The 25,518-nt window shown below is 34.0% G+C and carries 19 protein-coding genes; 9 read left to right on the top strand and 10 right to left on the bottom strand.

All coding sequences use genetic code 11. The annotated features are described in order from the left end of the window. Positions 1–78 precede the first annotated feature (78 nt). Complete coding sequence (locus U6A24_RS00375; protein WP_324177944.1) at positions 79–1,413, bottom strand: DUF4374 domain-containing protein; 1,335 nt, start codon at positions 1,411–1,413, stop codon at positions 79–81. A 25-nt stretch (positions 1,414–1,438) separates the two neighbouring features. Next, on the bottom strand, positions 1,439–3,724 hold the full coding sequence (locus U6A24_RS00380) for a TonB-dependent receptor (RefSeq protein ID WP_324177945.1): 2,286 nt from the start codon (positions 3,722–3,724) through the stop codon (positions 1,439–1,441). 189 nt (positions 3,725–3,913) lie between these two features. Here U6A24_RS00380 and U6A24_RS00385 point away from each other — a divergent pair, with 189 nt between their 5' ends. Then, on the top strand, positions 3,914–4,924 hold the full coding sequence (locus U6A24_RS00385; protein WP_324177946.1) for a helix-turn-helix transcriptional regulator: 1,011 nt from the start codon (positions 3,914–3,916) through the stop codon (positions 4,922–4,924). Positions 4,925–4,928: 4 nt separating this feature from the next. Here U6A24_RS00385 and U6A24_RS00390 read toward each other — a convergent pair whose 3' ends face one another. The 7 genes from U6A24_RS00390 to U6A24_RS00420 all read right to left on the bottom strand — a co-directional run bounded on the left by U6A24_RS00390 (position 4,929) and on the right by U6A24_RS00420 (position 13,952). Further along, on the bottom strand, positions 4,929–5,759 hold the full coding sequence (locus U6A24_RS00390) for a crotonase/enoyl-CoA hydratase family protein (protein ID WP_324177947.1): 831 nt from the start codon (positions 5,757–5,759) through the stop codon (positions 4,929–4,931). 4 nt (positions 5,760–5,763) lie between these two features. Continuing rightward, complete coding sequence (locus U6A24_RS00395; RefSeq protein WP_324177948.1) at positions 5,764–6,876, bottom strand: heparan-alpha-glucosaminide N-acetyltransferase domain-containing protein; 1,113 nt, start codon at positions 6,874–6,876, stop codon at positions 5,764–5,766. After that, a complete protein-coding gene (locus tag U6A24_RS00400) occupies positions 6,873–9,308 on the bottom strand; it encodes a GNAT family N-acetyltransferase (protein WP_324177949.1) in 2,436 nt (811 codons plus the stop codon). The genes U6A24_RS00395 and U6A24_RS00400 overlap by 4 nt, the downstream gene beginning before the upstream one ends. A gap of 2 nt (positions 9,309–9,310) precedes the next feature. Beyond that, entirely contained in the window at positions 9,311–10,480 is a 1,170-nt protein-coding gene (locus U6A24_RS00405) for an MFS transporter (protein ID WP_324177950.1), read from the bottom strand. Continuing rightward, complete coding sequence (locus U6A24_RS00410) at positions 10,477–11,826, bottom strand: lysine N(6)-hydroxylase/L-ornithine N(5)-oxygenase family protein (RefSeq protein ID WP_324177951.1); 1,350 nt, start codon at positions 11,824–11,826, stop codon at positions 10,477–10,479. The genes U6A24_RS00405 and U6A24_RS00410 overlap by 4 nt, the downstream gene beginning before the upstream one ends. After that, the gene (locus U6A24_RS00415; protein ID WP_324177952.1) at positions 11,827–13,332 is read right to left on the bottom strand and encodes a pyridoxal phosphate-dependent decarboxylase family protein; all 1,506 of its coding nucleotides are present in this window, start codon (positions 13,330–13,332) and stop codon (positions 11,827–11,829) included. A gap of 137 nt (positions 13,333–13,469) precedes the next feature. Next, positions 13,470–13,952 (bottom strand): DinB family protein, encoded by a 483-nt coding sequence (locus U6A24_RS00420; protein WP_324177953.1) that lies wholly within the window; start codon positions 13,950–13,952, stop codon positions 13,470–13,472. Positions 13,953–14,162: 210 nt separating this feature from the next. Here U6A24_RS00420 and U6A24_RS00425 point away from each other — a divergent pair, with 210 nt between their 5' ends. The 6 genes from U6A24_RS00425 to U6A24_RS00450 all read left to right on the top strand — a co-directional run bounded on the left by U6A24_RS00425 (position 14,163) and on the right by U6A24_RS00450 (position 21,343). Next, positions 14,163–14,852: a TIGR04282 family arsenosugar biosynthesis glycosyltransferase gene (locus tag U6A24_RS00425; RefSeq protein WP_324177954.1), complete on the top strand. Its 690-nt coding sequence runs from the start codon at positions 14,163–14,165 to the stop codon at positions 14,850–14,852. 107 nt (positions 14,853–14,959) lie between these two features. After that, on the top strand, positions 14,960–18,094 hold the full coding sequence (locus U6A24_RS00430; RefSeq protein WP_324177955.1) for a TonB-dependent receptor: 3,135 nt from the start codon (positions 14,960–14,962) through the stop codon (positions 18,092–18,094). 303 nt (positions 18,095–18,397) lie between these two features. Beyond that, positions 18,398–19,171, top strand: a complete 774-nt coding sequence (locus U6A24_RS00435) for a LytR/AlgR family response regulator transcription factor (protein ID WP_324177956.1) — start codon at positions 18,398–18,400, stop codon at positions 19,169–19,171. 126 nt (positions 19,172–19,297) lie between these two features. Then, entirely contained in the window at positions 19,298–19,726 is a 429-nt protein-coding gene (locus U6A24_RS00440; protein ID WP_324177957.1) for a nuclear transport factor 2 family protein, read from the top strand. 3 nt (positions 19,727–19,729) lie between these two features. Then, the gene (locus tag U6A24_RS00445; RefSeq protein WP_324177958.1) at positions 19,730–20,242 is read left to right on the top strand and encodes a DOMON domain-containing protein; all 513 of its coding nucleotides are present in this window, start codon (positions 19,730–19,732) and stop codon (positions 20,240–20,242) included. A 24-nt stretch (positions 20,243–20,266) separates the two neighbouring features. Beyond that, a complete protein-coding gene (locus U6A24_RS00450) occupies positions 20,267–21,343 on the top strand; it encodes a sensor histidine kinase (protein WP_324177959.1) in 1,077 nt (358 codons plus the stop codon). Positions 21,344–21,485: 142 nt separating this feature from the next. On the opposite strand, the gene U6A24_RS00455 is transcribed toward U6A24_RS00450, so the two are convergent. Then, positions 21,486–22,280: a hypothetical protein gene (locus tag U6A24_RS00455; RefSeq protein WP_324177960.1), complete on the bottom strand. Its 795-nt coding sequence runs from the start codon at positions 22,278–22,280 to the stop codon at positions 21,486–21,488. A 531-nt stretch (positions 22,281–22,811) separates the two neighbouring features. On the opposite strand from U6A24_RS00455, the gene U6A24_RS00460 reads away from it, so the two are divergent. Together U6A24_RS00460 and U6A24_RS00465 are read left to right on the top strand one after the other, a co-directional pair. Continuing rightward, positions 22,812–24,716 carry a tetratricopeptide repeat-containing sensor histidine kinase gene (locus U6A24_RS00460; RefSeq protein ID WP_324177961.1) on the top strand — a complete coding sequence of 635 codons (1,905 nt, stop codon included), beginning with the start codon at positions 22,812–22,814 and terminating at the stop codon, positions 24,714–24,716. A 124-nt stretch (positions 24,717–24,840) separates the two neighbouring features. After that, a complete protein-coding gene (locus U6A24_RS00465) occupies positions 24,841–25,461 on the top strand; it encodes a response regulator transcription factor (RefSeq protein ID WP_324177962.1) in 621 nt (206 codons plus the stop codon). Positions 25,462–25,518: the final 57 nt, after the last annotated feature.

Raw genomic sequence — 25,518 nt, forward strand, 5'->3', positions numbered from 1 at the left:
GTTATCATGATTTTTATTCATAAAAAATGGCACTCTCAGAAGTAATATCCCCGAGAGTGCTTTTTCCAAGTAAAATAGTTAGTTAGTAACTTTGAAAATTCCTTTTAAAGCGAAACCATTAACTTTTGCTCCTTTAACCGCGGTTGTAGCATCTACGTCCACGACATAAACATAAGTTTCGCCGCCTGCCACATTTGAGCCGCTATCGTTTAAAAGTTCTCCTGTTCGTGCACTTACATAGGCTTTTCCATCTTCAACATATGTAGGTGAACTATAACGATTTGCATGAGCAGGTATTCCTTGTACGTCTGTTACTGTTTGATTTACCAGATCTAGAACCACTAATTTTAGTTGTTCTCCCTGCTCTCTAAAGGCTGCCCACTGTGGGAGAGTCTCATCTAAAACAATTCGAGCCAAAGCTTTACCATTACCTATATAATCCATCCAATAAATTTTACCTCCATTAGGTGCATTTTCAACATCAAAAAAGTAACTTGCATCAAAGTCAGTTTCTCCGCTTTTGATACGCAATACACCGGAAGGTTTGGTAGCCCCAAGAATACCGCAGGGAACAGAGGACGAAGAATATGAATAAATATCTCCATTTTCTGCTTGCTCAATTCCTGTACTTGGTCCATTAGTCCCAATAGAACTGGTTCTGTCGTCTTCAATTAACTTTTCTAATTCAAATTCAGGATACTTTAAAACAGCCACATATGCTTTATCAACGGCTATTGCATTTCCATTTCCATCGGGAAAATATTTATGATATGACAAGAATAATTTACCATCTCTCACTACCATACCTGTTACCCAAGGGATGTAAGGTGGGTTTTGCGGGGTACCATCCCCTATACTGCTATCTACAGGATGACTAATGATATCTTCTACTAGTCCTGTTTCTGCATTGATAATGTAAAAATTACGATCTGGAATTTCTGTTACAGAAGGATCATCTACTCCAAAAGCCAATTCTACTGCTAGAAGAGTTTTATCATCAACTGTTAAATAATTATTTAACGTAGTTTGATATACAAAATCTGTTACTTTTTCTAGGTTTCCATTTTCGTTAAGTTGATAAGATATACAGGTTCTATCTTCTACATAACCTGCCGTGAAAATGGTATTACCAGATTGATGAAAAAATCTCCAACCAGTTTGAGGTATTCCTTGTCCTTCTACTGTTAATTCGCCATCAGTTAGAGATTCTATCGATGGTAATTCAAGCATGTAATCCACAGCAGGTGATTGCCCCACTGGTAGTGTCTGAAAACCAACTGCATACTTAGAAACACTATCTGTACCCGGATTAGGGTTAGGATTATTTGCATCATCATCGCTGCTGCAAGAAAAAGTAGATATCGTAGCAATCATAATTGCTATCAGATATAAAGTCCATTTTTGATTTTTCATATTCAATTAATTTTAAATTTTAGATTTATTTATTTTTTAAAAAATATCTTAGTTTCACGAAAAACGCTCGTCCAGGTTTCTGAACAGCAATATTGTCAAATACTCTAGCATCTGTAATATTTCTGGCCTGTATTGAAATATTATATTTGTCTTCTATAGAATATCCTAATTGTAAATTATGAGATAATTGTTGTGGGACGATAAATCGATCTTCTGGATTTCCATCAGTAAATGATTGAAAAGGAAATCTCTCTGTAAAAAGTGAATTCCAGGATACCGACAACCTACTCTTCTTAGGAAATAAGTTCTGGAATGTATATCCTGCCCTAAAATTTCCGAAAAAGTAAGGTCTATTTGCAACACGTACATCTTGAATGGCATCTATGATATACTGATAAGTACTATTTATGGATAAGTAAAAATTATCATGTTGTATCGATACTTCTCCTTCGATTCCAGTATTTCTTGTTTCTGCTAGATTTATGTAACGTGCCGTTACTCCTTCTGGTAATAAAAAGAATAGATTTTTTGTCTCGCGCAAAAACGTATTTACGTCAGCATCAATTTGAAAACTTCCCAGTGTACTTCCCCATAAAAAACCAACGTTTATATTTTGGCTTTCTTCGGGCATTAAAAAGGGATTTGACTTTAATAAAAGCCCATCTCCGAAGAGCTCGTATCCTTCAGGTATCCTAAAGGTTTTTTCGTAAGAAACCTTTGCTTTTAGATTCCTATATACTTCAAACGAGGATGCAATACCATGTCCCCATTCTTGAGATGTATTTTTATAATTGCTGAAACGAGTAGCCTCATTAGGATCAAATTCATCTTCAATCAACCCTGCGACAGAAGCTAAAAACAATTTAGAAAATAAAGTAGTTTCCCATCTTTTTTGTAAAGCTTCAACTTTAAAAGCTAGACCAAAAATGTTTTTATCGATAATATGTGGGTCTTCAAAAGGAGATCGTAATGTACTGAAGGAATCATTTCCTTTTCTTCTAAGATAATTTTTGGTGTAGTTAAAGTATAATGTTTTGTGGCTATCCAGGGTATGCTGCAAGGAAGTATTAACAAGATATCTTTGATCATCAAAAGTAAAAAGTGTCTTATCTCCCCCCCTTTCTCCTCTAGTTTGATCATTTCGTTCTACGATTTCTCCTTGCCAGTTATAATTATTAGAAAAAGTATCAATAACTTTTGAACTTATCTCAGCAATCTCTCCATAAATTCTTAATTTTAGGGGAAGATTTATTACAGAATCTTTTTTAAAGATTAAAGAGCCACTAACAACACTTTCTTCAGTTTTGACCTCTCCAAATGGTGTTCTAGGAAGTATACCATGTTGTATTTCATTGTTATTAGAAGATGCTGTAACCCCAAGAAACAACTCATCGGCAAATATCTTATCTACTAGGCCCAAACGAGCCTGTACCATCTGTGATTGATAGGCATCATGAAAGCGTTTTGCACTTGAAAGCGTATCTACCGGGTTACCAAGCAACGGATCTCTCACGACAATACCTTCTTCTTTTGGGTCTATTTGATTAATTGTATAATCATTATCAGAATAGTTAAAGAAAGAAATAACTTTGAATGCCAAGCCACTTTTGCTAAAATAACTACCATTGAGTGCAGCCCTATGAGTATTAAAAGAACCAACATCATAGGAAATATCCAAAAATGTTTGTTTTTTTTGATTAGTAATAATGTTAACTGCGCCTCCTAGTGCATCAGCACCTAAATATATAGGTACGACTCCTTTATATAATTCTGCACGTTCAATAAGCGTAGCAGGAAAATTGTTAAATGTTAATGAAGTACCCAAATTATCTTGAGGAATACCATCTATAAAAAACTTTACTTGATTACCTGAAAATCCATTTAATGAGAAGTTAAAATTAGATCCAAGCCCTCCACTTTCTCTAACTACAACACCAGGAACGGTATTTAGAAGAGAATTGATATCGACACTTATATTTTTTAACCCTTTGGTTTCTAAAACCTCAACCTCAAAAGCTTGTTCTTTAATCATTTGTGCTTCTGTCTTCCCTTTTACAATAACATCGTTTAATTGTTCAACACTTTCTGTAAGAACAATAGTTATGAACGAGCTAGAAACAATTGTGTTAATGGAAGTAAGTCTAGTCTTAAAACCAATAAAGCTAGTTTGTAATGTGTACTTGCCCTTAGGAAGTTTAATGCTAAACTTTCCATCAAAATTACTGCTGGTTCCAACATTGTTAAGCTCTACAACACGTATAGAAGCCTCTGGGATTGGATTCGAATTTTGATCCAAAACCACACCCTGCATTATCTCTTGGCTATGGCAAAAAAGCACAGCAAAAAACAGGAAAAAGATGCTACTTTTTCTTTTTAAAATAACCACTGACTATACTAATTTTTTGTTTATTTTAGCGACCGTAAAATTGTTATTTATATTTGGTCTAAATAAATTTAAAATGCAAAATTAGTATCTAGAGAAGGATAAAAATGACGCATTATGGATAAAAAAAGACGTAAAAAGACATCATTTATAGCCGTAACACAAAACAGGAAAAAGATCGATACCTTTTACTCAATTTTGGAGTTAATCAAGACTCAAGAGCAGTGTGGTATTACTTCAAAAATGTATAAATTTCTTGAAGAATTTGGCATGGGGTATTTTGAAAATCATAGATTTGATGGCCTTCGGATAAGTGTTTTTGATGTGATGCTAAAAAAAGATTTTCTTTTTGAAGGATATCTTTCTACCGATTTTCTGGAACTTTCTTTTCTTATTGAAGGTGAGCAAATTATAAAAATAGATGGTATTGATGAAGATCTTGCTTACGAAAGTCAGGAATGTTACCTTTTGTATCTATCAAAAATTCGAGGCTCGGTATCTTATCATAAACGCAAACGGTTCAAGGAAGTTAAAATTAGAATGAGCCCTGATTTCATAAAAAGACATCGACTAGACGAAGAATACAACATCCTGGAAAAATATGCTTTACTACAATTACAAGACAATATTTTGAGACCATTGTGCCCTAAAACCCAAGAGATCCTTTCCGAAATTCTAACAGATAAGCGAAAAGGGTTATTAAAACGCCTGTTTCTCGAATCAAAAACGCTTGAATTGATTGCTCTAAAACTAGAAAGTTCTACTAAGCCAAAACAAATTACAACTTTACCAATAGACAATATGGTAAAAAAGCTTTATCAGGCACAACACCTCATCACTTCAGACCTTTCGATTCAATACTCTATCCAACAATTATCCAGGCAAATAGGTCTAAACGATTTTATATTGAAAAAGGAGTTTAAAATTTTATTTGGCAAAACTATATTTGAATATGCTTCAGAACTTCGAATGAATAAAGCCAAACAATTGCTACAACATAGTCAAAAACCTATTTATGAAATATCAGAACTGGTAGGATATAAAAATTCTACACATTTTACGGCTGCTTTTAAAAAAATTGAAGGTGTAACACCAAAAAAATATCGTCAAGCTAAGAGGTTGTTATAACGTATTAAACAGCTGTCACTTTTACTCTACGCGACTGTGCTTTAGTCAAAATTTCCATTTTTCGCAGATCGAATGCTTCTATTTTCATACATGCTTTAACCCAGAGGTTGGTGATCTCTAACAGCTCTTTTTTCAATAAAGGGTTGACCATCTTTTTGCATTGTATATGATGATATTCAAAGTTGAATTGTTCTGAGATTTTATCTACAAAGTCGTTTAGACTCTTTATAGGCTTTCCGCTTTCAATTACTTTTTCTACTAGCCCTAATGATTGTAAGAATCTTGTTTTATAGGTTCTACTGCTGCGAATCAATCTATCGGCTTCTACAACGTCAATCTTTCTTGTCAACAAACTATGAGCTCCCATACCCGGAAATAAATTGAATTTATTCTCAGGTAAACAAAACTGTGCCTGTTCTTCAGCAATAATAAAATCGTGTGCCAAGGCACATTCAAACCCGCCGCCGTATGCATTTCCTTCTACTAGTGCAATAGTTATTGCTGACAAACCAAAGGAAGTATAGATATTATAGATGGCATCAATACAAAGATGTGCATAGGTAAGCAATCTTTCCTTATTATCGCTATGAATACAATCCAGGAAAAAAGATAAATCTCCTCCCATATTGTAAATACCCAGATGTTCTGATCCTGAAACGATAAACTTTAAAGGCCTATCAGGGTGCGAAAAATAGGTCTTCACCCAGTCACAAAATTCTCGAAACTCCTGAAGGCCCTGTAAACAAAAGTTAGGCATTCCGGTGTCTTTTATTTTCCAGAGTAAGAGCTCTTCTTCTCTAAAATATTCTATAGAAACGCAATCAAACTTTCTCATATCGTCATGTTTTCGGTATGGCCATTTGTTTTTTAGCAATACGGGGTTGTTTTTTAGATTTTCGTGTTGCGAATAACTTGTCCAATCCAAATTTTTGAACCGCCAGTGTCAATAGGATGTAAAAAGGGATTAATAATAATACACCCGTAATACCAAATTGTTGATATCCCAATATGCCCATCCCCCAACAGATCAGCACCCATTGAATCACATAGATTGTAGTCACACGTTTGCTACAATAATAGAAGAACTTAAAGATTGAATTTTCTTTTACTCTTGTTACTAATTGGTACGCAAGCCACATGAGCACAAGGTTAAATCCAGCCAAATAGAGTGTTCCCCCAGGACCTAGGTGAAAATAATCTCCAAAATGATACTCAAAATTATAATAGCATAACCCTCCACCAACTATCATCAGAATGATCCCCGATATAAGCATACGAGAAAAGAGATAGTTGTTACTCTTATTTCCTTCTTTATACCACATCCCGAAAAACATTCCGATAAGGATAAAAGAAAACCAAGGAAATACTGCAAAATATACATTCCAACCGGCTCCCCAAAGAAGATCTAACAAATAACTCACACCTGCAATCTCTATTTGAAAACCGTGTACCTCCTTGGTCAATACAGCAATGAATAATGCAATTAATAAAGGCACATATTTATTTTTTGAAAAATGGTTGATAATTCCCATAAATAAAAGAGAAACCCCTGCCAGTTGCAGGATGTCTCCGGTGCTAAACATATAGACCATGTTTTCTAGGGTAGCAGGAGCGGTCCAGCCATAAGCTTCAATAAAATTATCAGGTACGGTCCCTATCAAAACGGGAAGTACAAACTTAAGAAAATTCATAAGGTAACCTACCGCTAAAATGTAAAAAGCCCTTTTGATAGATAGCACAATACTTCGATTACGAGATAAGGTAAATGATACTCCCATTGCGATTAAAAACATAGGGGTTCCTTTTCCGATAAAGTGGATAGCTGTTCCCAACCAGGTTTCGGATTGTGTGGGAATATCACCATAAATCCATAAGGTATGTACAATGATGACCATAAGTACACTTACCCCTCTTGCTAAGTCTATGGCTAAAATTCTATTTTGAGTTTTCATAAGGCGCTTTGGATTTCTTGTAATTCTGTTGTTTTGTATTGAGTAATTGGATTTTTTATAAATCCTTTAAATTGTAAACTATCCACGGGATCGGCCAAATTGAGCATATGCTTTGTATTTGCTAGTTGTAATCTATTAAGACAACATCTTTTAAACTGTGGTGCGAAGAGATCTATTTCTTGAAATTTATCAGACAGGTGAGTATTCGCTCCTTGATATTGAAGAATGCATTGAGCTACTTTTTTCCACAATATACTTTCGTCATATCCGCCTTGATGAACCAAGATATCAGACAAGAATCTGAAAAAGCAATCAAAAACATCGGTAAAAATGGCTAGCGCCTTAATTTCATTATCTGCTTCAACGTGCAACCGTTTTGCTTTTTCGGGTAAGGAAATTGTATTATCAAAAATGGCGATCTCTTCGGTAATGTCCTTCATTATAACCTTGACCGGAACATTATTTTCAAGTACCAAAATCAGGTTTTCACCATGAGGCATAAAAACAAGTTCATACCGATACAAACAATGTAATAACGGAGTCAAATAAGCATTTAGATATCTTTCTAACCATACCTCAACATCGATATTGGACTTTCTAATTAATTCTACTATTAACGAATTGCCATCATTATCCAAATGTAATAATGCTGCCATAGTCATTAATTTCTGATCCTTTGTAATTTTTGCATATGGGCTTTCTCTCCATAAGGCAGATAACATTTTATTATGTGCTTCGGTTTTTCCTAAGGTCTCATAATATCGATTTCTATATCCAACGGTAGCGATCTCTCCTAGCATAGTAAATCCTGTTTGCTGTAAAAGTGAATCGCTGTCTAATAGTTCTGAAATCCATTCGGTAATAACTGGGGTACTTCCCATATAATAGGGCGAAAGGCCACGCATAAATCCCATATTGAGTATTGATAATGCCGTTTTTGTATATAACTTGTTTGGACCTGTAGTATTAAAGAGAGTTCGTATGGATTGTTGTGCAGCATATTGATCTTCTCCTTCACCTAATAAAACGATAGCTTGTTGTGCAATATCTTGAGCAAATATGGTACTGATCTTATTCTCCCATTGCCATGGATGTACTGGCATAAAAATATAATCTTTGGGAGCTAATCCTTTAACCTTTAATTTTTCTATAAATGCTTCAAAAGTTACTTCGCCGAGTTCGTTTTTAATAAACTCTTCGTAATCATATGCTGATGTGCAATGAAATTCTGCTTTGGTTTTATGTGCCGCGATCCAGATTAATGAAAAAGTTGTTGTTATTTCTGGGGCGAAATGCTGATATTGTTTAGAATTAAACCCAATACGACCGTTATTGGCAACAAAGCACGGGTGTCCTTCGGTCATTGCTTTCTCTATATCCTGAAAATCAGCATCAACCAATGCCGCTGAACTGTACTTTTGATTTTCATATTTATAGGCAGCTCCATAAAGTGTACTGGTTATTTCTTCCATATATGTTGGTAACATATCATTAGGAATGCCTAGCGTAGTTTTTAATTCTAAAATAAAATCCAGAGCATCCAGAGCTACTTCCTTATCCTCTTTCATTTTCAGAATAGAAGAAATATCTATATGTAAGTGATCTAGCGCTTGATTTTTAGCCTTAAAATAATAGAAAACCTCAGGACTATCTGTATGTAACTTATACAAGTCCCAATTTTCTTCTTTACCAAGTAATTCAAGTTCTAGTAATAGCTCATGAGCAAATTCGCCAATTGCTTTTTTGACTAAACGCCTATTTACAATAGACCAAACTCTGGGTGTTAGGTGTGAAATCTGGTGGGATAAAACTGAACTATTAGAGGTTGAATGCATTGCTGTTTTTTTTAGTGTACATTTTTTGATGGCATGTTCATAATCTTTTCGAGTACACACGCCTAATTTTGCTATTTTGTGTGGTAGCTGTACCTTTTTTAGATAAGTAAACCCGGCTTTTGAATTCAAAACATGTATTTTTTCATTGGCTATATCAGGTTCTACTACAATTCTTTTAGTAGTACTATTAGAAAACAAAAAATCCATAACTGTGGTAAATACTTTCCAGGTAAACTTTGGGATTTTCTTTTTGGCTGGGGAAACGAGTATATGCATCCCCACATCTCCCGGCATAACCCTGTAATGATTTGAAATTACATCACTTTTTGGATCATAATACTCCATTAAAAAAATTGGTAAATCGTGTAACATTCCAATTCTAACATGATGATGTTGCCGGGCTTCTATTTCTTTGTATTCCTTTTCGACCTGTGCAAGTGTAAACTTTTGCATCCCCCAATATTTTGCATAAGGTTGAGTTACCCAATCATGAATAATTTTCAAGTCATTTTTATGATCTAAATTTCGTATTTGTAGTTCTCCTAAACCTTCACAATGCTTAGAGAACACTATCTCTGTTTTGTTTATAATCGTCATAGTTAAGTCGCTTTCAGAATGAAACTTTTGAATTTTATTTTAAAAAACACAGCAAATAACACGAGTGTTATACCAAAGCCGATCCATGCAACGGTAAAAGGAATTTCTAACCCATATTGATCTACTAGAACACCTACTATAAATGATGAGATAAGCACTCCAAGATTTTGAAAAAAGTGTACTTTACTATAATCTATTGCATAAGTTTCTGGATTACTAAATTCAAAAAGCAATACATCAAAACGAACAATAGCCCTGAAAACCGCCCAGCCATAGAGTATCCTACCTAAGACTACCAGCCCTGGAATGGGGATTCCTTGTATCCAAAGCCCTAAAATTCCAATACAAAGTGGAACTATGATTCCCGAGGATGTTGTCTTTTTTATTTTAATATCCCACCAAAGTACAAGTAAAGCAACAAAGGCCGGTATAGCATATATGGTACCTGAAACAAGTTTACTATTATAGATAGATATGTATTCCCAATAGGACGAAAAAAAAGGACGCGTAATGAATCCACTACCATACAATACAAGCGTGATTAATCCAATTTTGAGGACAAACCCCTTAGGAATTATCTTGTCATCGAATGCTATACTTTTCTTATTTTCAATAGATTTAGATGTGTCGTAGGTTTTGTTTTTTAACAGATATGCGCTCATCCCCATCTGAATAAAATCTCCAAGAGCCATAATTAAAAAGATATAACTAGCATCGATTACATCAACCGTAACACCACCTATAACAGCTCCTAAAACTCCTCCTAAATGCACTATCACAGAGAGTATTCCTATAACTTTTGAATGTTCTTTTTTAGTAGTAATTTTTAAGATATAAGGATATACTAAAAGGTAACTTCCTTTAAATAATATCATCATCAATGAGATAATCCAGAAATTGACATACGAATTTGTCCAATAACAAAATAGTGCTAGAATTCCGGCTATACACTGGGTATATATTAGAATATTAAGCTCTGCAACTTTCTTAGAAACGTATGCCCAAAATGGAAATGAAATCATAACCATAAAACAAATGGCAGCAAAATAATACCCTACTAATTCTGGATCGGTTACCCCAAAACGAGCTTCAAAAAACTGTGGATAAAAGGGGTGTAATAAGTAATCACTTACTACGGCTACTAAAGTCATTATGATCAGGATTTTTTTCATAAAACAGACGCTTCCTTTTTAATTTCTTCTTCTTCAGTAACTTCAAATTGCTGAAAGGCAATTCGTTTTTCAATAGGATAGTAATCTGTACCTGCAAGTTCTTTGATGATGTACGAATTACGATAAGCTGCCATGCCCAGATCCGGAGTTACAAAACCATGAGTATGTAGTTCTACATTTTGCACAAAAATATCTTTAGCCAAATGATCTATAGCATAGTTACGATGCACATCATATCTACCTTGTTCATCCCAACGGATTTGCTCTTTGATACTATTTATGAATTTTGGCTGCTGATAAGCATACCCCGTAGCTAAGACCAGTCCTTCAGTATGATGCTGGTAATATTTATCCTGCTCATATTGATGTAATTCTAAGTAAAATTTACCAAGAGCCTCATCATATGTTGCTTTTTGAAGTTCAGAATTTGTTCTCAGGTTGATTTTTACATCATTTATCAAACGCTTCGTATAGATGGTATCAAAAATATCGGCAATCAAGTCTTGATTAATCCCTTTATACAAATGCTTTTGATTTTTGATCAATTCATCCCGTTTGTGTGACGGAAGATCATAGAAATAATCCACGTATTCTGGAGATGTCATTTCTAGTGTTAATTTTGAATACTCCAGTGGGAAGAACCTTGGTGATCGCGTGATCCAGTTCAATTCATAACCTTTGGTATCAATATCCTGCAAAAGATCATAAAAAATCTCGGCAGCACTTTGCCCGCTGCCCAGTACAGTAATTGATTTTTTAGATTGTAGTTTGTCTTTATGATAAAGGTAGGTTGAAGAGTGAATAGCTTCTCCTTTTAAACTTTGGCAGCACTTGGGAACAAAAGGTTGTGTACCCGTACCCAAAACTAGCTTTCTTGTTTTATATACTTTTTGTTCGTTGGTTTTAGTACAAACAGAAAAAACAGTATAGTATTTTTCTTCTTCATTGAAGACAATATTAGTAACCTCGGTTTGGAAATGTATATTGGATAACTTCTGAATTACCCATTGGCAATATTGATTGTATTCGTTTCGTAAAACCAAGAAGTTTTCTCTGATGTAAAAAGAATAGATACGCCCCTTCTCTTTTAAATAATTGAGAAAACTAAAAAGACTGGTTGGATCAGCCAAAGTGACCAAATCGGCCATAAAAGGAATCTGAAGTGTGGTATCCTGAAGCATCATCCCGGGATGCCAGTCAAAGTTTTTTCTTGTATCCAGAAATACTCCATCCAGTTCGGTAATGGGGTCTGTCAAGCAGGCCAACCCCAAATTCATAGGACCTACTCCTATAGCTACAAAATCAATTATATCTTCCTTCATCATTTTATTATGGCTTTGTTTCATTTAATTATGGTTTTTATAATCCTTTCCAGTATCCTTTATCATCTGGATAATATTTAACAAATCGTCTATGGTACTTTTGGGGTTAAGCAGGGTAAATTTTAGGTATACTTTTCCATCGAGTTTTGTGCTGGCAACAGATGCCTGACCCGATTTAAAAAGAGTATTCTTGATATAAAGATTAATGGTGTCATGCAGCGTATCAGAATCTACATTTAGGCCTATGTACCTAAAAACCAAAGTGCTAAGCTCAGGTTTATGAGCAATATCAAAATACAGATCATCTTTGATGTTGTAGTAAAGATCCAGAGCCAGGTAATGTACTTTTTCTAAGAATGCTCCCAAAGTTTTGGTTCCTGTCATTTTTAAGGTAAACCAAAGTTTCAGAGCATCAAATCTACGGGTTGTCTGAATGGATTTTTCAATAAGATTAGGGTACTCTTCGTCTCTGTGCTCTAAAGGATTCAGATAATCAGCATAATAAGACACATATTTGAAATGTTTTGTATCCCGTACCAAAAATGCACTGGAACAAACGGGCTGAAACATCGTTTTATGAAAATCAATAGTCACCGAATCTGCCTGTTCTATTCCACTGAGCAGATGTTGATGTGTTTCTGTTAATATATAGCTTCCACCATAAGCTCCATCGACATGAAACCATATATCATATTCTCTTGCGATTTTGGCAATGGTTTGTAAAGGATCGAAGCTACCAAAATCTGTCGTTCCTGCTGTAGCAATAATACCAACAGGAATGTTTCCCGATTGTTTCTCTTTCTCTATGGCCTGCACCAAAACATCGGGCTTCATCTTCATCTTATCATCTACGGCAACCGGGATTACAGCATTATATCCCATCCCCATTAAGGCGGCATTTTTCTTTATACTGAAATGTGCCTTCTCTGAGCAAAAGAAACGGAATTTAGAAACCACCTCTGACCAACCATTTTCCTTGAGGTTAAGCCCAAAATGTTTAAATGCGTAATCATCTCTGGCCAAGAGTAAGGCCATGAAGTTAGATTGAGTACCTCCGCTAGTAAATACACCGTCTGAAGTATCAGGTAATCTCATCTCGGAACAGATCCAACGAATCATTTCTTGTTCTATTAGAGTCGCTGAAGTACTTTGATCCCAAGTTTCTATTGCCGTATTTACTGATGATGCAACCAAATCACCTACGATCGCAGGTAATAATACCGGGCAATTAAGATGTGCTACATAAGCGGGATGATGAAATGCTATGGTATGATCCAAATAAAGCTCTTTGATTTCATCTAAAGCCTCATCAATAGTTAAATTGATATTCGGATCTGGAGTAATTAAATGCTGCTTTGATGTAAAATCACTTATAAAATCTCCACTATAAAATTGATTCCTATCCAAAAAAGAGGTTACATAGCGCATAGCTTTTTGGATGTATTCTTCGTAGGCATGTTTTGATTGTGAATCAAAAAATTGTTCTATTTCGCGATCAATAACTAGATTCGTTTGTGTGTCGAGGAGCATATTGTTTTTATTTAATCTAAATAAGTTTTACAAATTTAGATCGACACAAAAACATATTCATGACGTTTTATGGATAAAAAAAGACGTAGATATGGAGATTAGTGTTATTTAATGTTTAGAAAATATATGGACAAGATTTATTTTAAATATTTTATAATTATTCCCAATTGTCCTAAGTGATAAATATCATGGTGAAGCATTCCACGTATTAAAAAACTATATCTGAAATTTCCTTTAAAATCAGTATCATAGTACTCTTGATCCAGAAATTTATCATCTTTTTCCTTTAGCAATGCTATCATTTCTGATAGCGTATGATCATATTCTGCTTTTATCTTGGCCCAACCCTTGACTTTCAACTTTTCGTTTGTTAGCCAATTTTCTTCGCAATCATCTGTTTTGCTTCCTTTGCCTGTTTTGATTTTTAAGATGGCTTCGTTTCTCCACAGGGTAAGATGCGAAATGATTTCGGCAATACTGTGTAAATCCTTAATGGGCCTTACAAAAACTAAATTATCGTCAATAGTCTTCAATTTACTTTCATACGAACTTCCAATCCATATTTTTCCACTCTGAATTTCGATGAGTTGTTCTATGATGTCATTGATTAGGGTGTTCATTTAATTACTGCTAATAATTATACAAAGGATATATCTATTATTTCCGGTATATAAAAGTAGTTATAATTGACAAAAATCTTAAAGTATTGTAATTTATCTATTTACAACAAAGGTTTTACTATCTTCAATAATTTTAGTGAAATTTGTAATGAACTGCTAACTGCAACGACTTATCAGTACTCAGACAAATAAATTACTGCTTACAACTACATGCCAAACTCAAACATAGCGTTACTTGTTTTTTCTCTTTCGACGGAAGCGGAAGTGAAAAACAAACCATTTTTTGAACAACGCAATTTGGCAACATCCTTAAGTAACAAAACCAAAAAAATCGCAAAACACAGTGGTTTACCTATTATCTATTTTGACGAGACAAAACAATCGGGTAGTAGTTTTGGTGAAAGATTTTCTAACGCATTGCAAAACGTTTTCGAAAGTGGATATGACAAAATAATCACCATTGGTAATGATTGTCCACAACTTGACGTAAGACATATTCGAAAAGCCGAAGAAGCACTGGCAAATGGTAATAGTGCAATTGGACCGACCTTTGATGGCGGTTTTTACTTATTAGGTATTTCTAAAGATGACTTTGACTACAATTCTTTCTTGCATTTTTCCTGGAATTCGAACGCTGTTTATAACGAAGTATTCAATAGCATTGCTACCAATCATGATGATTGTTTAGTTCTACAAAAGCTCAGAGATATTGATTTTCTATATGATCTGGAGAAACTATCTCTTAAAGATATTTATGACGTTGAGTTATATAGAAGCATTCAAGCGATTCAAACAGCAGGTTCAGGTAACTATTCAGATAATGACCTCACTACATTCAAGCTTTTACAAGCGATAACTTTCAATAAGGGATCCCCTTTTTCATTCTCCTTTCAGTTTTAAAAAGAGGTTTTTCAGTACAACCTCAAATTACTTGTATTAAATTTTCAATAATCTGCTCTAAACTCTAGTCTTTTCTAGTGTTTACATGCATTAGCTTAACATACAGCATGAACCGCTTTCTAATTATTACATTCTCCCTAATTTTTAGTGTATTTACTTTTGCACAAGAGACAACCGGTAGTCTTCAAGGAAGTTTGAAGGATAACCAAAATAATCCCATACCATTTGCCAATGTAGTTTTAACAGATACTGAAACCAATTTTACCTATGGGGCAATTTCGCAAGAAAATGGTTTTTACAGACTCAATAACATTCCTCCTGGAAACAAGTATACGGTAACCATCTCTTTTTTAGGCTTTACTACAAAAAAAGAAAACAATCTTGTGATCAATCTTGGAAGTACTACGATAAAGAATTTTATACTTCTAGAAGAAAGTACCTCATTACAAGAGGTAGTGGTACTTGCAGAATCCACGCCCAAAAAAAATGGTAATGAAACGTTACTCGATCGTAAAGCAATCAAAGCTACGCCCACAATTAACAGAAGTATCCAGGATCTTACTAAAAATTTACCTGAAAATAATCTAAACTCATTTGCAGGAACAAGTAATCGATTTAATAATCTAAATATAGACGGAATTGCCAATAATGATATCATAGGATTCCAAGAACCTGCAAGTGGTGCCTCGGGCTCATCGGCCAACGGAACTCCTGGTAGCCTTTCGAGAAGTCAACCTATCGGGCTTGGTGCCGTAAAACAAGTTAGTGTTAAACTATCTCCCTTTGATGTTAGTATCGGAAACTTTAATGGTGCGAGTATCAATTTGGTTACTAAAAACGGTACAAATACTACAAAAGCTGAAGTGTATGGCTATGGTAATAACCAAAACTTAATAGGCCAGTATGCCTCTGGTGCAGAACAAGATGTACAGCCTTTTTATGATGTACAATTTGGTGGTGGTATTGGTGGCGCAATCATAAAAGACAAATTGTTTTATTATGTAAATTTTGAACAAGCATTATCTAATACTCCGGTATTAAATGCACCAGGAAGTGAATCTTCAAACATTTCTCTTGATGATGTTTTGGCTATTCGAAATCGATTACTTGATGTTTATAACTATGATCCGGGAACATTTGAAAGTGCTGATTTGAAAACAGCAAGTACCAAATTATTTACCCGTTTAGATTACAACCTTTCTGAAACACACAAACTTACCCTTCGCAATAATTATGTACATAGTTTTGCCGATAACTTAGAGTGGAACAGTACTTTCTTCAATTTCGGAAATCAAGGATACCGACACAATAGTCTAGCCAATAGTCTGGCATTAGAAGTGAAATCAAACTTTAAAAATGGAGCCACTAATAAACTTTCAATTGGGTATAATATTGTAAAAGAAGATAGAGACTTTGATGGACGAGTGTTTCCACATATTCAGATCGCAACCTCGTCTGCCAGTCGTATATTTGCAGGGACCTATAGAGAAGCCTCAGTGTACAATACAGATTTCTCTACGCTACAGATAGCAGACACCTATACTTTTGATATTGATAAACATCATTTTACTGCAGGAATTTTTGGGCAGCTACATAATGTAGATTATGGTTTCCTTTCTGCCTGGAATGGTCGTTGGGAATACCGATCTGTTGATGATTTTTTAAATGACCGACCTGCTAGAATACGAGGGGTTTATAATGTAAATAATAATGATTTTGGCTTTGTAAGTAATCGTCCTTCAGCTACTATTGGCGTTTTTGAAACTGCAGCCTTCTTTCAAGATAACTTTCGCATTAACGAAAAATTCGAAATAACTGCTGGAATACGACTTGATGGGCAGTATTTAACACAAAAGTTACCCATAAGCGAAGCCGTACGCAATACCCCCGAATTTTCTAGATTTGATAACACCATATCTAGAGCTCCTCAACTCAACCCTAGAATTGGATTTAATTATAAAATAGATACAAATGGAAAATACACCATGCGAGGTGGAACGGGACTTTTTTCTGGTCGTATTCCGTATTTGTGGTTTGCCTATGCCGAATACATTTCGGGTACCGATTATTTTAATATTGATATAAGGCCAGACAATGCCATTGCATTAACCGAAAATCTAGAAGATCTTCGTAGTGTACAACCCAATCTAACAGAGATCAATGTATTAGATCCCAATTTTAGCTTACCAAGAGATTGGAAAACGAATATTGCTATCAAAGCCAAACTACCTAATAGGTGGACTATTGATGTAGAAGGCACCTATACAGAAGTAGTGAATGGATTACTATTTCAATCTATCAATAGGAGAGATAATATTGGTAATTTTAGTGGTGCTGATAACAGACCTTACTTTTTGGAAACAGGAGATGCAATCAAAATAAATCCTAATTTTACAAATGTATTTTTACTGACCAATACCGACAAAGGATTTCGGTATAACCTTACCTTGGGCTTGAGCAAACAGATTGGAAATTATAATGGATATTTAGGATATACCTACGGAAGAAGTAAAGACATATCCAGTACGGTGCGCAGCTCACCGGCTGCCAACTTTGAATGGAATCAAGCACTAGTAGCTAATGATCCATCTTTATCCTTTTCTAATTTTGACCTGAGACATAAGTTCGTGAGTAGTCACTCTTATAGTTTTAATATAGGAAAAACAAGCACAGGTTTTGTCTCTTTTTTATATAATGGAAGAGCAGGAACTCCTTTTTCTTATGTCTATCAAGGGGATTTAAATCGAGATGGTTCTTCAAGAAATGATGTTATTTATGTACCTAGAGATGCTTCAGAAATCAATTTGATCGATATCACTGATAGCAGCGGAAATATTATTATCAGTGCCTCGCAACAATGGGAACGTCTTAACGCTTTTATAGAAGCGGACCCTTACCTTAGGGAAAGAAGAGGACAAATTGCCGAGCGTAATGGTGCACGTACTCCCTGGAACCATGAATTGGATATGAAATTGGAGTATGGTCTGAAACTAAAAAACGGAAATGGCATTTCCTTATCTTTTGATATGCTTAATGTATTCAACTTTATTAATAGAGATTGGGGGCGTTTGGTATTCGTACCTAATGTGGTAAACTCTAGTTTTAGTCTTTTAAACTTTAGAGGAATCGAAAACAACGAACCTCTATTTCAATTTAATATTCCTGAAGGTACCGAGCCTTATGTCACAGATTTATTTAATTCTAGATGGAGGGCCCAATTTGGGTTAAAATATAGTTTTTAAATATTCGCGTTATTAAAATTCTGATCAAAAAATCGGAGACCAGGATTGTCTATAGATTGAGAATTAATTAGTGCAATAACAAACTATTCTTAAAAATCGTAAATTGATGGAGTTTCTATGTTTATATAATATGAATTCAGACACTTTAAAAAGTTTGAATTCTCTTTGCTCTTAACTATTAAAAATAAGATAAATTACTGTTTTCAGTTTATCAATTGTCTGGTTTTTGTAAGATATTATTACTTTTATATTCAGGAAATAAGGGACATATATTCTTTATAACATTGTTGGCCGTAATTAAAAATGAAATATCGAACACTAATAATTGATGATGAACAAGAGGCGCTAAACAGACTCATATTTCATCTGAATGATTTTGATGAATTGGAAATTATTGGTCAGTGTAGTAATGGAAAAGAAGCCCTAAAGAGTATTGTTAAAAACAGACCTGATATCGTACTTATCGATATAGAAATGCCTGAAATGAATGGTATAGAGGTCTTGCGAAATATAAAGCACGTTTTTCCATACTTCATTTTTGTTACCGCTTATAGTCATTATGCAATAGAGGCATTTGAGCAACATGCTATCGATTATATCTTGAAACCCTATTCTAAAGAGCGTATAAAACAAGCCCTGAATCGTGCCATTTCAATGATTCAAAGAGATCAATTAGCACAAAATACAAAGAATTACCATCGGTTCCTTTCTGAGAATATTATACCAACCCCTAAGCCTGCATATATTAAAAGAATTGCTGCAAAATCTCTAAGAAATACAGTATTCATTGATGTAAACAAAGTAATATATGTAGAAGCGGCGAATCAATATGTTACTGTTTTCACTGAAGCAAAAACTTTTGTTGTTAGAGAATCAATGGATAAGTTAGAACAAACTTTAGATCCCAGCTCATTTTTCAGAACACATCGTACCTATATTGTCAATTTAGATCATATTGAAGCTATAGAAAATGTAGATAAACATCTAAGTAATGTTATTCTGAAGAACGGAAAAAGAATAAAGATTTCCAACAATAGAAAGTCTAAACTTAATAAGTCAATAGGTGCTTCTAGATAGAATATAGCTTTTTCCTTCACAACATCCTTTCCCAATTTCGCAACATAGGTTCCCGCTCTCGCCACATTAAGCTTTTTTATCTATTCATTCATAACTTAGATTGCAGAAATTTTAAACCATAACAATATGAAATTCAAGAAAACATTTATAACTATTTTAGTATTTGCATTAGCATTTACAACTTTCAACGCACAAGAATCTAAGGCTAAAATCAAAGAAATTGCAGCACAGTTTGTGAAAGGAGCAGATATTCAGGATGCTACTTTGTTACAAAAAGTATTAGAGCCTAACTCAATCCAATATGTGCTTATGGGAGGCAAGTTCAATATATTTACTGCTAACCAATACATTACTATGGTAGAAGAAAAAAAACTCGGCGGTAAACCCAGAAAAATAACTTTTAAACATGCAGAGTTTTTAAGTAAAAATCTTGCGGTAGTAGTACTCAACGCCGTCAGTTCTGAGTATGATTTTCTCTATCAAATATCATTAGGAATATCAAACAATGACAAGTGGAAAATCATTGGAGTATCAACCGAGATAAATGGAATTTAAAAAATGATAAATCTAAAATTTTGGATTTTAATCCTAATACTTTCTTTTACATGGAAGAATGTAGAGGCGCAAAAAACCATTACTACCAGTGGCATCTCATTTACATACACTATTCAAGGGGATAATTTAGAGTGCACTCTTGAAGCTAAGACCAATGGATGGATAGGTGTAGGATTTAACGACAAAAATAGTATCGTCAATAGTGATTTACTGTTGTTTAATATAATCAATGGAGAAGCATCTTCTACAGATTTATATGTAAAAGGAATTGGAAATCCACGAAAAGATAGTGATTTAGGTGGAGCCAATACGATTACGTTACTCAACAGCATTGAAAAAAGAGGGGTTACGAGAGTTGTGTTCTCAATTCCACTAAAATCAGGAGATACTTTTGATTTCGAACATCGTTTGAATGAATCATACTGGCTCATTCTTGCCTATTCTGTAGAAGATGATTTTAACCATCATTCAAGATTCAGAAAACATCTTCCATTCAAATTAGAAGTGCCAAAATAGCGCTGAATTTTGTATATTTCTTTAATGTCTTCTCAAAAACAAACCACTATAAATAAGATTGTCGCTTCCTTTATTTGGGTTGTAGCAGCCTTGTTTACAAGTACTTTCCTATATTTAAAAACAAGAGAGGCTGGTGACTCTGAGAGCTGGTTGAAATTATTTTTAGTGCAATTGGCGGTCTGGTCAGTTTGGGGCTTGCTTAGTCCCATTATATTTAGACTTGGTAAGCGTTTTCGCATTGACAAACAAACGTACTACGCAGGCATTTTAATACATCTGTTATTTGCCACAATAATTGTACTACTCTATCTATCAGTGTATTCCGGGATTTGGAATCTTGTTGATGATGAACCTTTTTATTGGAAAAATTTCTTAATCTACTTTAAGATTTTTTTTCTTAACCTTTTTCATTGGCATTTTTTTATCTATATGGCCATTATTGGTATTGCACATGCCCAACAATATTACCAAGAACTAGAGCATAAACGACAAGAGTCCCTAGCATTAGAAAAGCAACTCTTATTAAGTGAGCTCAATACTCTCAAAGCTCAATTATCTCCTCATTTCCTGTTTAATACGATTAATAACGTAATAGGTACAATTGAACAAAAAAAACATCAAGAAGCCATTGGAATGTTAATAAAATTAGGTGAGTTTTTACGCTCTATTCTAGAAGACACAAAACACAAATTAATTCCTTTAGAAAAAGAGCTATTTTACATCAATCAATATCTTGAAATTGAAAAATTTAGAAATCAAGAGTTACAGATCGAAATACATAAGAACGAGGGTTGTTTACAGTTTCTTGTGCCAAGCTTTCTATTGCAGCCCATCGTTGAGAACGCAATTAAACATGGGATTTCGAAAAAAAAGACCGCAAACTTGATTGAAATAGGCATGGAATGTGAAACAAATAGTTTGAAGTTATGGGTGTATAATGAAGGCCCGAACGTTTTAAAAACTGAACAAGACAGTTTCGGGATTGGGCTGACTAATACAATTTCAAGACTTAAAAACACGTACGATCATCAAGCTTCATTTGAATTGTTATCAGTTAATGATGGCGTAATCGCCGAGGTAAAATTGCCAATGAAACATTAATAATCATTATCCAATATAATAGTTAACAATCGAATTTTATGAATCCAAGAAAATTGATTCTACTCGTTTTCATCTTTCTGTTTATTCCTCAGACTCGCGTATTTTCAAGATAAAAAACAGAAGGAAAACTAATTATGGAACGTCAATTACATGAAGCTTTACCCTTAGCAAATGCATATTGTGTATTACCTTTTCTCCAGCGTCCTGCATACAAGTATTGCGGGTTAAACGGATATACACCTTGTCTACCATTAGCAAAGTTTAATTGTACTGCCGCTCCATTATGATTGTTGATTACTTTCCAGGTACCAAAGTTTGACCCATAACTCGCACCGCTTGCATTTCCACCACGATCACCATGTACAGTAAATCCGCTATCAGAACTAATAGTAAATTTACCATAAGGACAAAAATTGACATAGGTAATAGAACTTGCTCTAACATCATCACTAATCAAGATAGAAGTGCGTTCGTAAACGACCAATTGGCCTCCAGAAATATGTTCGGCGTACACACTATTGTTATAAGAAGATTGCTGTTCGCCCTGATCACCGCCTTTAAAATATGATGTCAGGTCTACCCCCTCAAGTTGATGTTCTTCAGATACTCGATGATAGTGATAGGTATTACCCTGAAAAGAAACAAGAAGTTTTTTTTCTACTAAAGTTGCCTTAAAACTGTAATTCCCGTAGTCAGAATATACTATGCCCTGTAAATCTTGATTTTTATTAGTAGCTTTTACCGCAAATAGCGCCTCTTTAGTTTGTAATGTGCCATGCAATTCGTTTCCAACTCGCTTTAATTGTAATGTAATCGCATTATTTTGTGTTTTGAAAGTCCCTGTAAAATCTAAGTTTTGTGAATACAAGTTTGCAGATAACGATCCAACTATTATAAATAGATGTATTGCTATAGAGAATTGAAAACTATCTTTCATGAATCCTGATTTGTTGTAACTCTTTTTAAACATTTTAAAATATTAATAATTAATTGATTCTTAAACAAAAATTAATAATGTTCTGGGTACTTTAATAGGGATAACTTCACCTTAATTTCAAGGATTTAGAGGTAAAGAAGACTTTAAAAAAACCATCTGAGACTTTTTTGATTCACACAACAAGATATCACTATTCATTTGCATTACTCTTAGGGTAAACTACTATTTAAAAAATTGGTAGTTTTCTACTATTTATGATTTGCAACGATGAATTTGTAATACTGTAGTTTAGGATGTTCTGACGGTGAGATTCTACGATTTTAGGATTTACATATAATTTTTGCAATTTCTGATTTTTATGCTCTAAGGTTTACAATCTATACCTTAATGATAAAAATACTTTTTTAAGAATTGAATTTCGAAATATTCAGATTTCTATTGTACATTTGAAAAGATTATGTCCCTCTTTTTGATAAGATGCGCTGTATAGCGAACTTTTCAAAGTCTCTCCCCCTTTTTACTTTATTACAAATGAATCAAACATATAAATACATATTTTTATTGTTTTTCATCACTTGGATATCAATTGCCCAAAACAAAAGGATTGATAGCTTACAGAATATTCTACAAAAAGCCGATAATAAAGAATTAAGAACTCCCATACATTTAAAATTGTCACATTATTATCTCCATCAAAATCCAGAAAAAGCTTTGTATCACGCACACCAAGGAAAACAATTGGCAAAAGAAATCTGCAACGATTCCTTAATTTTTGATGCCTATAGTAAAATATCTGACGGGCATTTTATTATGACAAATTACAAGAATGCCATATCATATATGGATAGTGCATTGGTGTATAAAAAAAAGATCCCTAAAACAATGCTTTTGCGTATGTATGATCGTTTAGGAATCGCATATTTTAGTTTAGAAAAATACCAAAATGCTATTTCAGTGTTTAATGAGCAACTAATAATATGTGATGAAAACAATCTAGAGCTAAGAAAAATTAATGCCTTGCAATCTCTCGGGAATATTTATATCAAGAAAAAAGATTGGAAAAAAGCCGAAAAATATATTGACAACGCTATCCAAATTGCTAATAAGCATAACAACCAAAAAGATATAAATTCATCGTATTTATACCTTGGTAAAATGTATTTGGGAAAACAAGAATACAACAAGGCAAGAGATATTTTGGAGCAGGCAAGAAAAAACGCTATTGAACAAAAAACTCCTATCGTTTTACATACCATTAATAATAATCTTGGAAAATTACACGCTGAAACCGGTGCCTACGATAAAGCCATGTTATACCACAAAAACAATCTAGAGATTGATAAAAAATATAATAATAAAGCAGGATTGTCTCAAGACTATTTTGCCATTTCTGAGCTTTTAATCAAACAAAATAAATTAAACGAAGCAGCGGTATACATTAAAAAAAGCTTACAAAACAGTATTGATATCAATGATTACCTTGCTTTACAATCTAAGTACCTCAGGTTATCAGAGATATATGAATCTCTTGGAGACCTAAAAAAGACATTGGTTTATAGAAAACTTTTTGAAGAACAAAAAGATCTTATTCTCAATAAAAATCACTTAGATGCAATTAGTGAACTCGAAATAAAGTACAAAACACAAAGAAAAGAGAACAAAATTTTAGAGCTATCTTATAATGATGCTAAAAATAAAATGGCCCTAAAAGCCAATTCAACTACGATTAAGTTTCTTGTAAGCGGGTTGATAACACTACTGATAATGTTTGCAATGCTTTTCATAATTGTAAGACAACAATCAAAAAATAAAAAACAAAAAGAACTATTTGATGTTATCTCAGAAACACAAATAGATGAAAGAAACAGAATAGCAAAAGATTTGCATGATAGTGTTGGCAGCTCGTTGGCTTTATTGAAAATCAAATTGCTAGATAAAAGCTTAACAACCGACAAAAACACTAAGGGTATTATTTCTGATTCCCTAAAAATTTTAGATCAATCAACTTATGAGCTAAGGGAGATAGCTCATAATATGATGCCAGAAGAATTACTAAAGTTTGGGTTTGTACCTGCCGTACAGGTGATACTTGACAAGTTGCATCGACGTCCTTTAGAAACATATCTATATGTTTACAACATGAGCAATAGAATTGAAAATACCAAAGAATTACACCTATACAGGATTGTACAAGAAATTATACAGAATGTATTGAAACATGCAAAAGCAAAACAACTGATCATGTATATAAACAAACACCACAAGTATCTAAGTGTTATTGTAGAGGATGATGGAGTTGGATTCGATACTACCAAAATCTTATGGGGAATGGGGCTTACCAATATACAAACGCGGATAAAATATTTAAAAGGTAAAGTACACATAGATTCTAATGAAAACACAGGGACAACAGTTAACATTGAGGTCCCTTTATAAGTATCTCTTTACTTTCTTTCGCTAATGAAAGGACTTGTGATGGAATAATTGCGCTAAGAATCAACGCTTTTAAAAATAAGAGGTAAATGTAAACGTGTGAAAACACAATTAAACAAGGATGGATATGATTTCAATAATGATAGCAGACGATCACCAAATGTTTAGAGAAGGACTTTCAGTAATGTTGGATAGTGAAAAAGATATTCAGGTTATTGATGTAGTGTCTAACGGAAAAGAAGTAATAAAACGGTTAGGTCTAAGAACTCCGGATATATTATTGTTGGATATAGAAATGCCCCTACAGGATGGATTTGATACTTTAAAATGGATAAAAAATGAAAAAATACCCACCAAAGTACTAGCGCTTACCATGCACAAATCATCAGAATTTATTAAAAGGATATTCATGTCAGGAGCTTCGGGATATATACAGAAAGATATGGGGAGGAAGGAATTGGTAAAGGCTATACTTACACTATACAAAGAAGGGATGTACTACACTCCTGAGATTAGTAAGATAGTAATGGAAAGTTTAAAAAATAAAAACCAAAAGTCCCAGATCTCCAAGAGGGAAAAGGAAATCATCAAGTTGATAGCAGATCAATTGACCACATCAGAAATCGCCAAAAGGTTACACATAAGCCCAAAGACCGTAGAATCGCATCGCCAAAATATTTTATTAAAACTCAGCCTTAAGAACACGGCAGGATTAGTAAAATATGCTATACAAAAAGGTATCATCTAATTAAAAGCTATGCTACCTAGGTGTAAACCTAAGATCCCGTCGAACGAAATAGTAGAA

The organism is Aquimarina gracilis, from assembly GCF_035285365.1.
Taxonomy (GTDB): Bacteria; Bacteroidota; Bacteroidia; order Flavobacteriales; family Flavobacteriaceae; genus Aquimarina; species Aquimarina gracilis.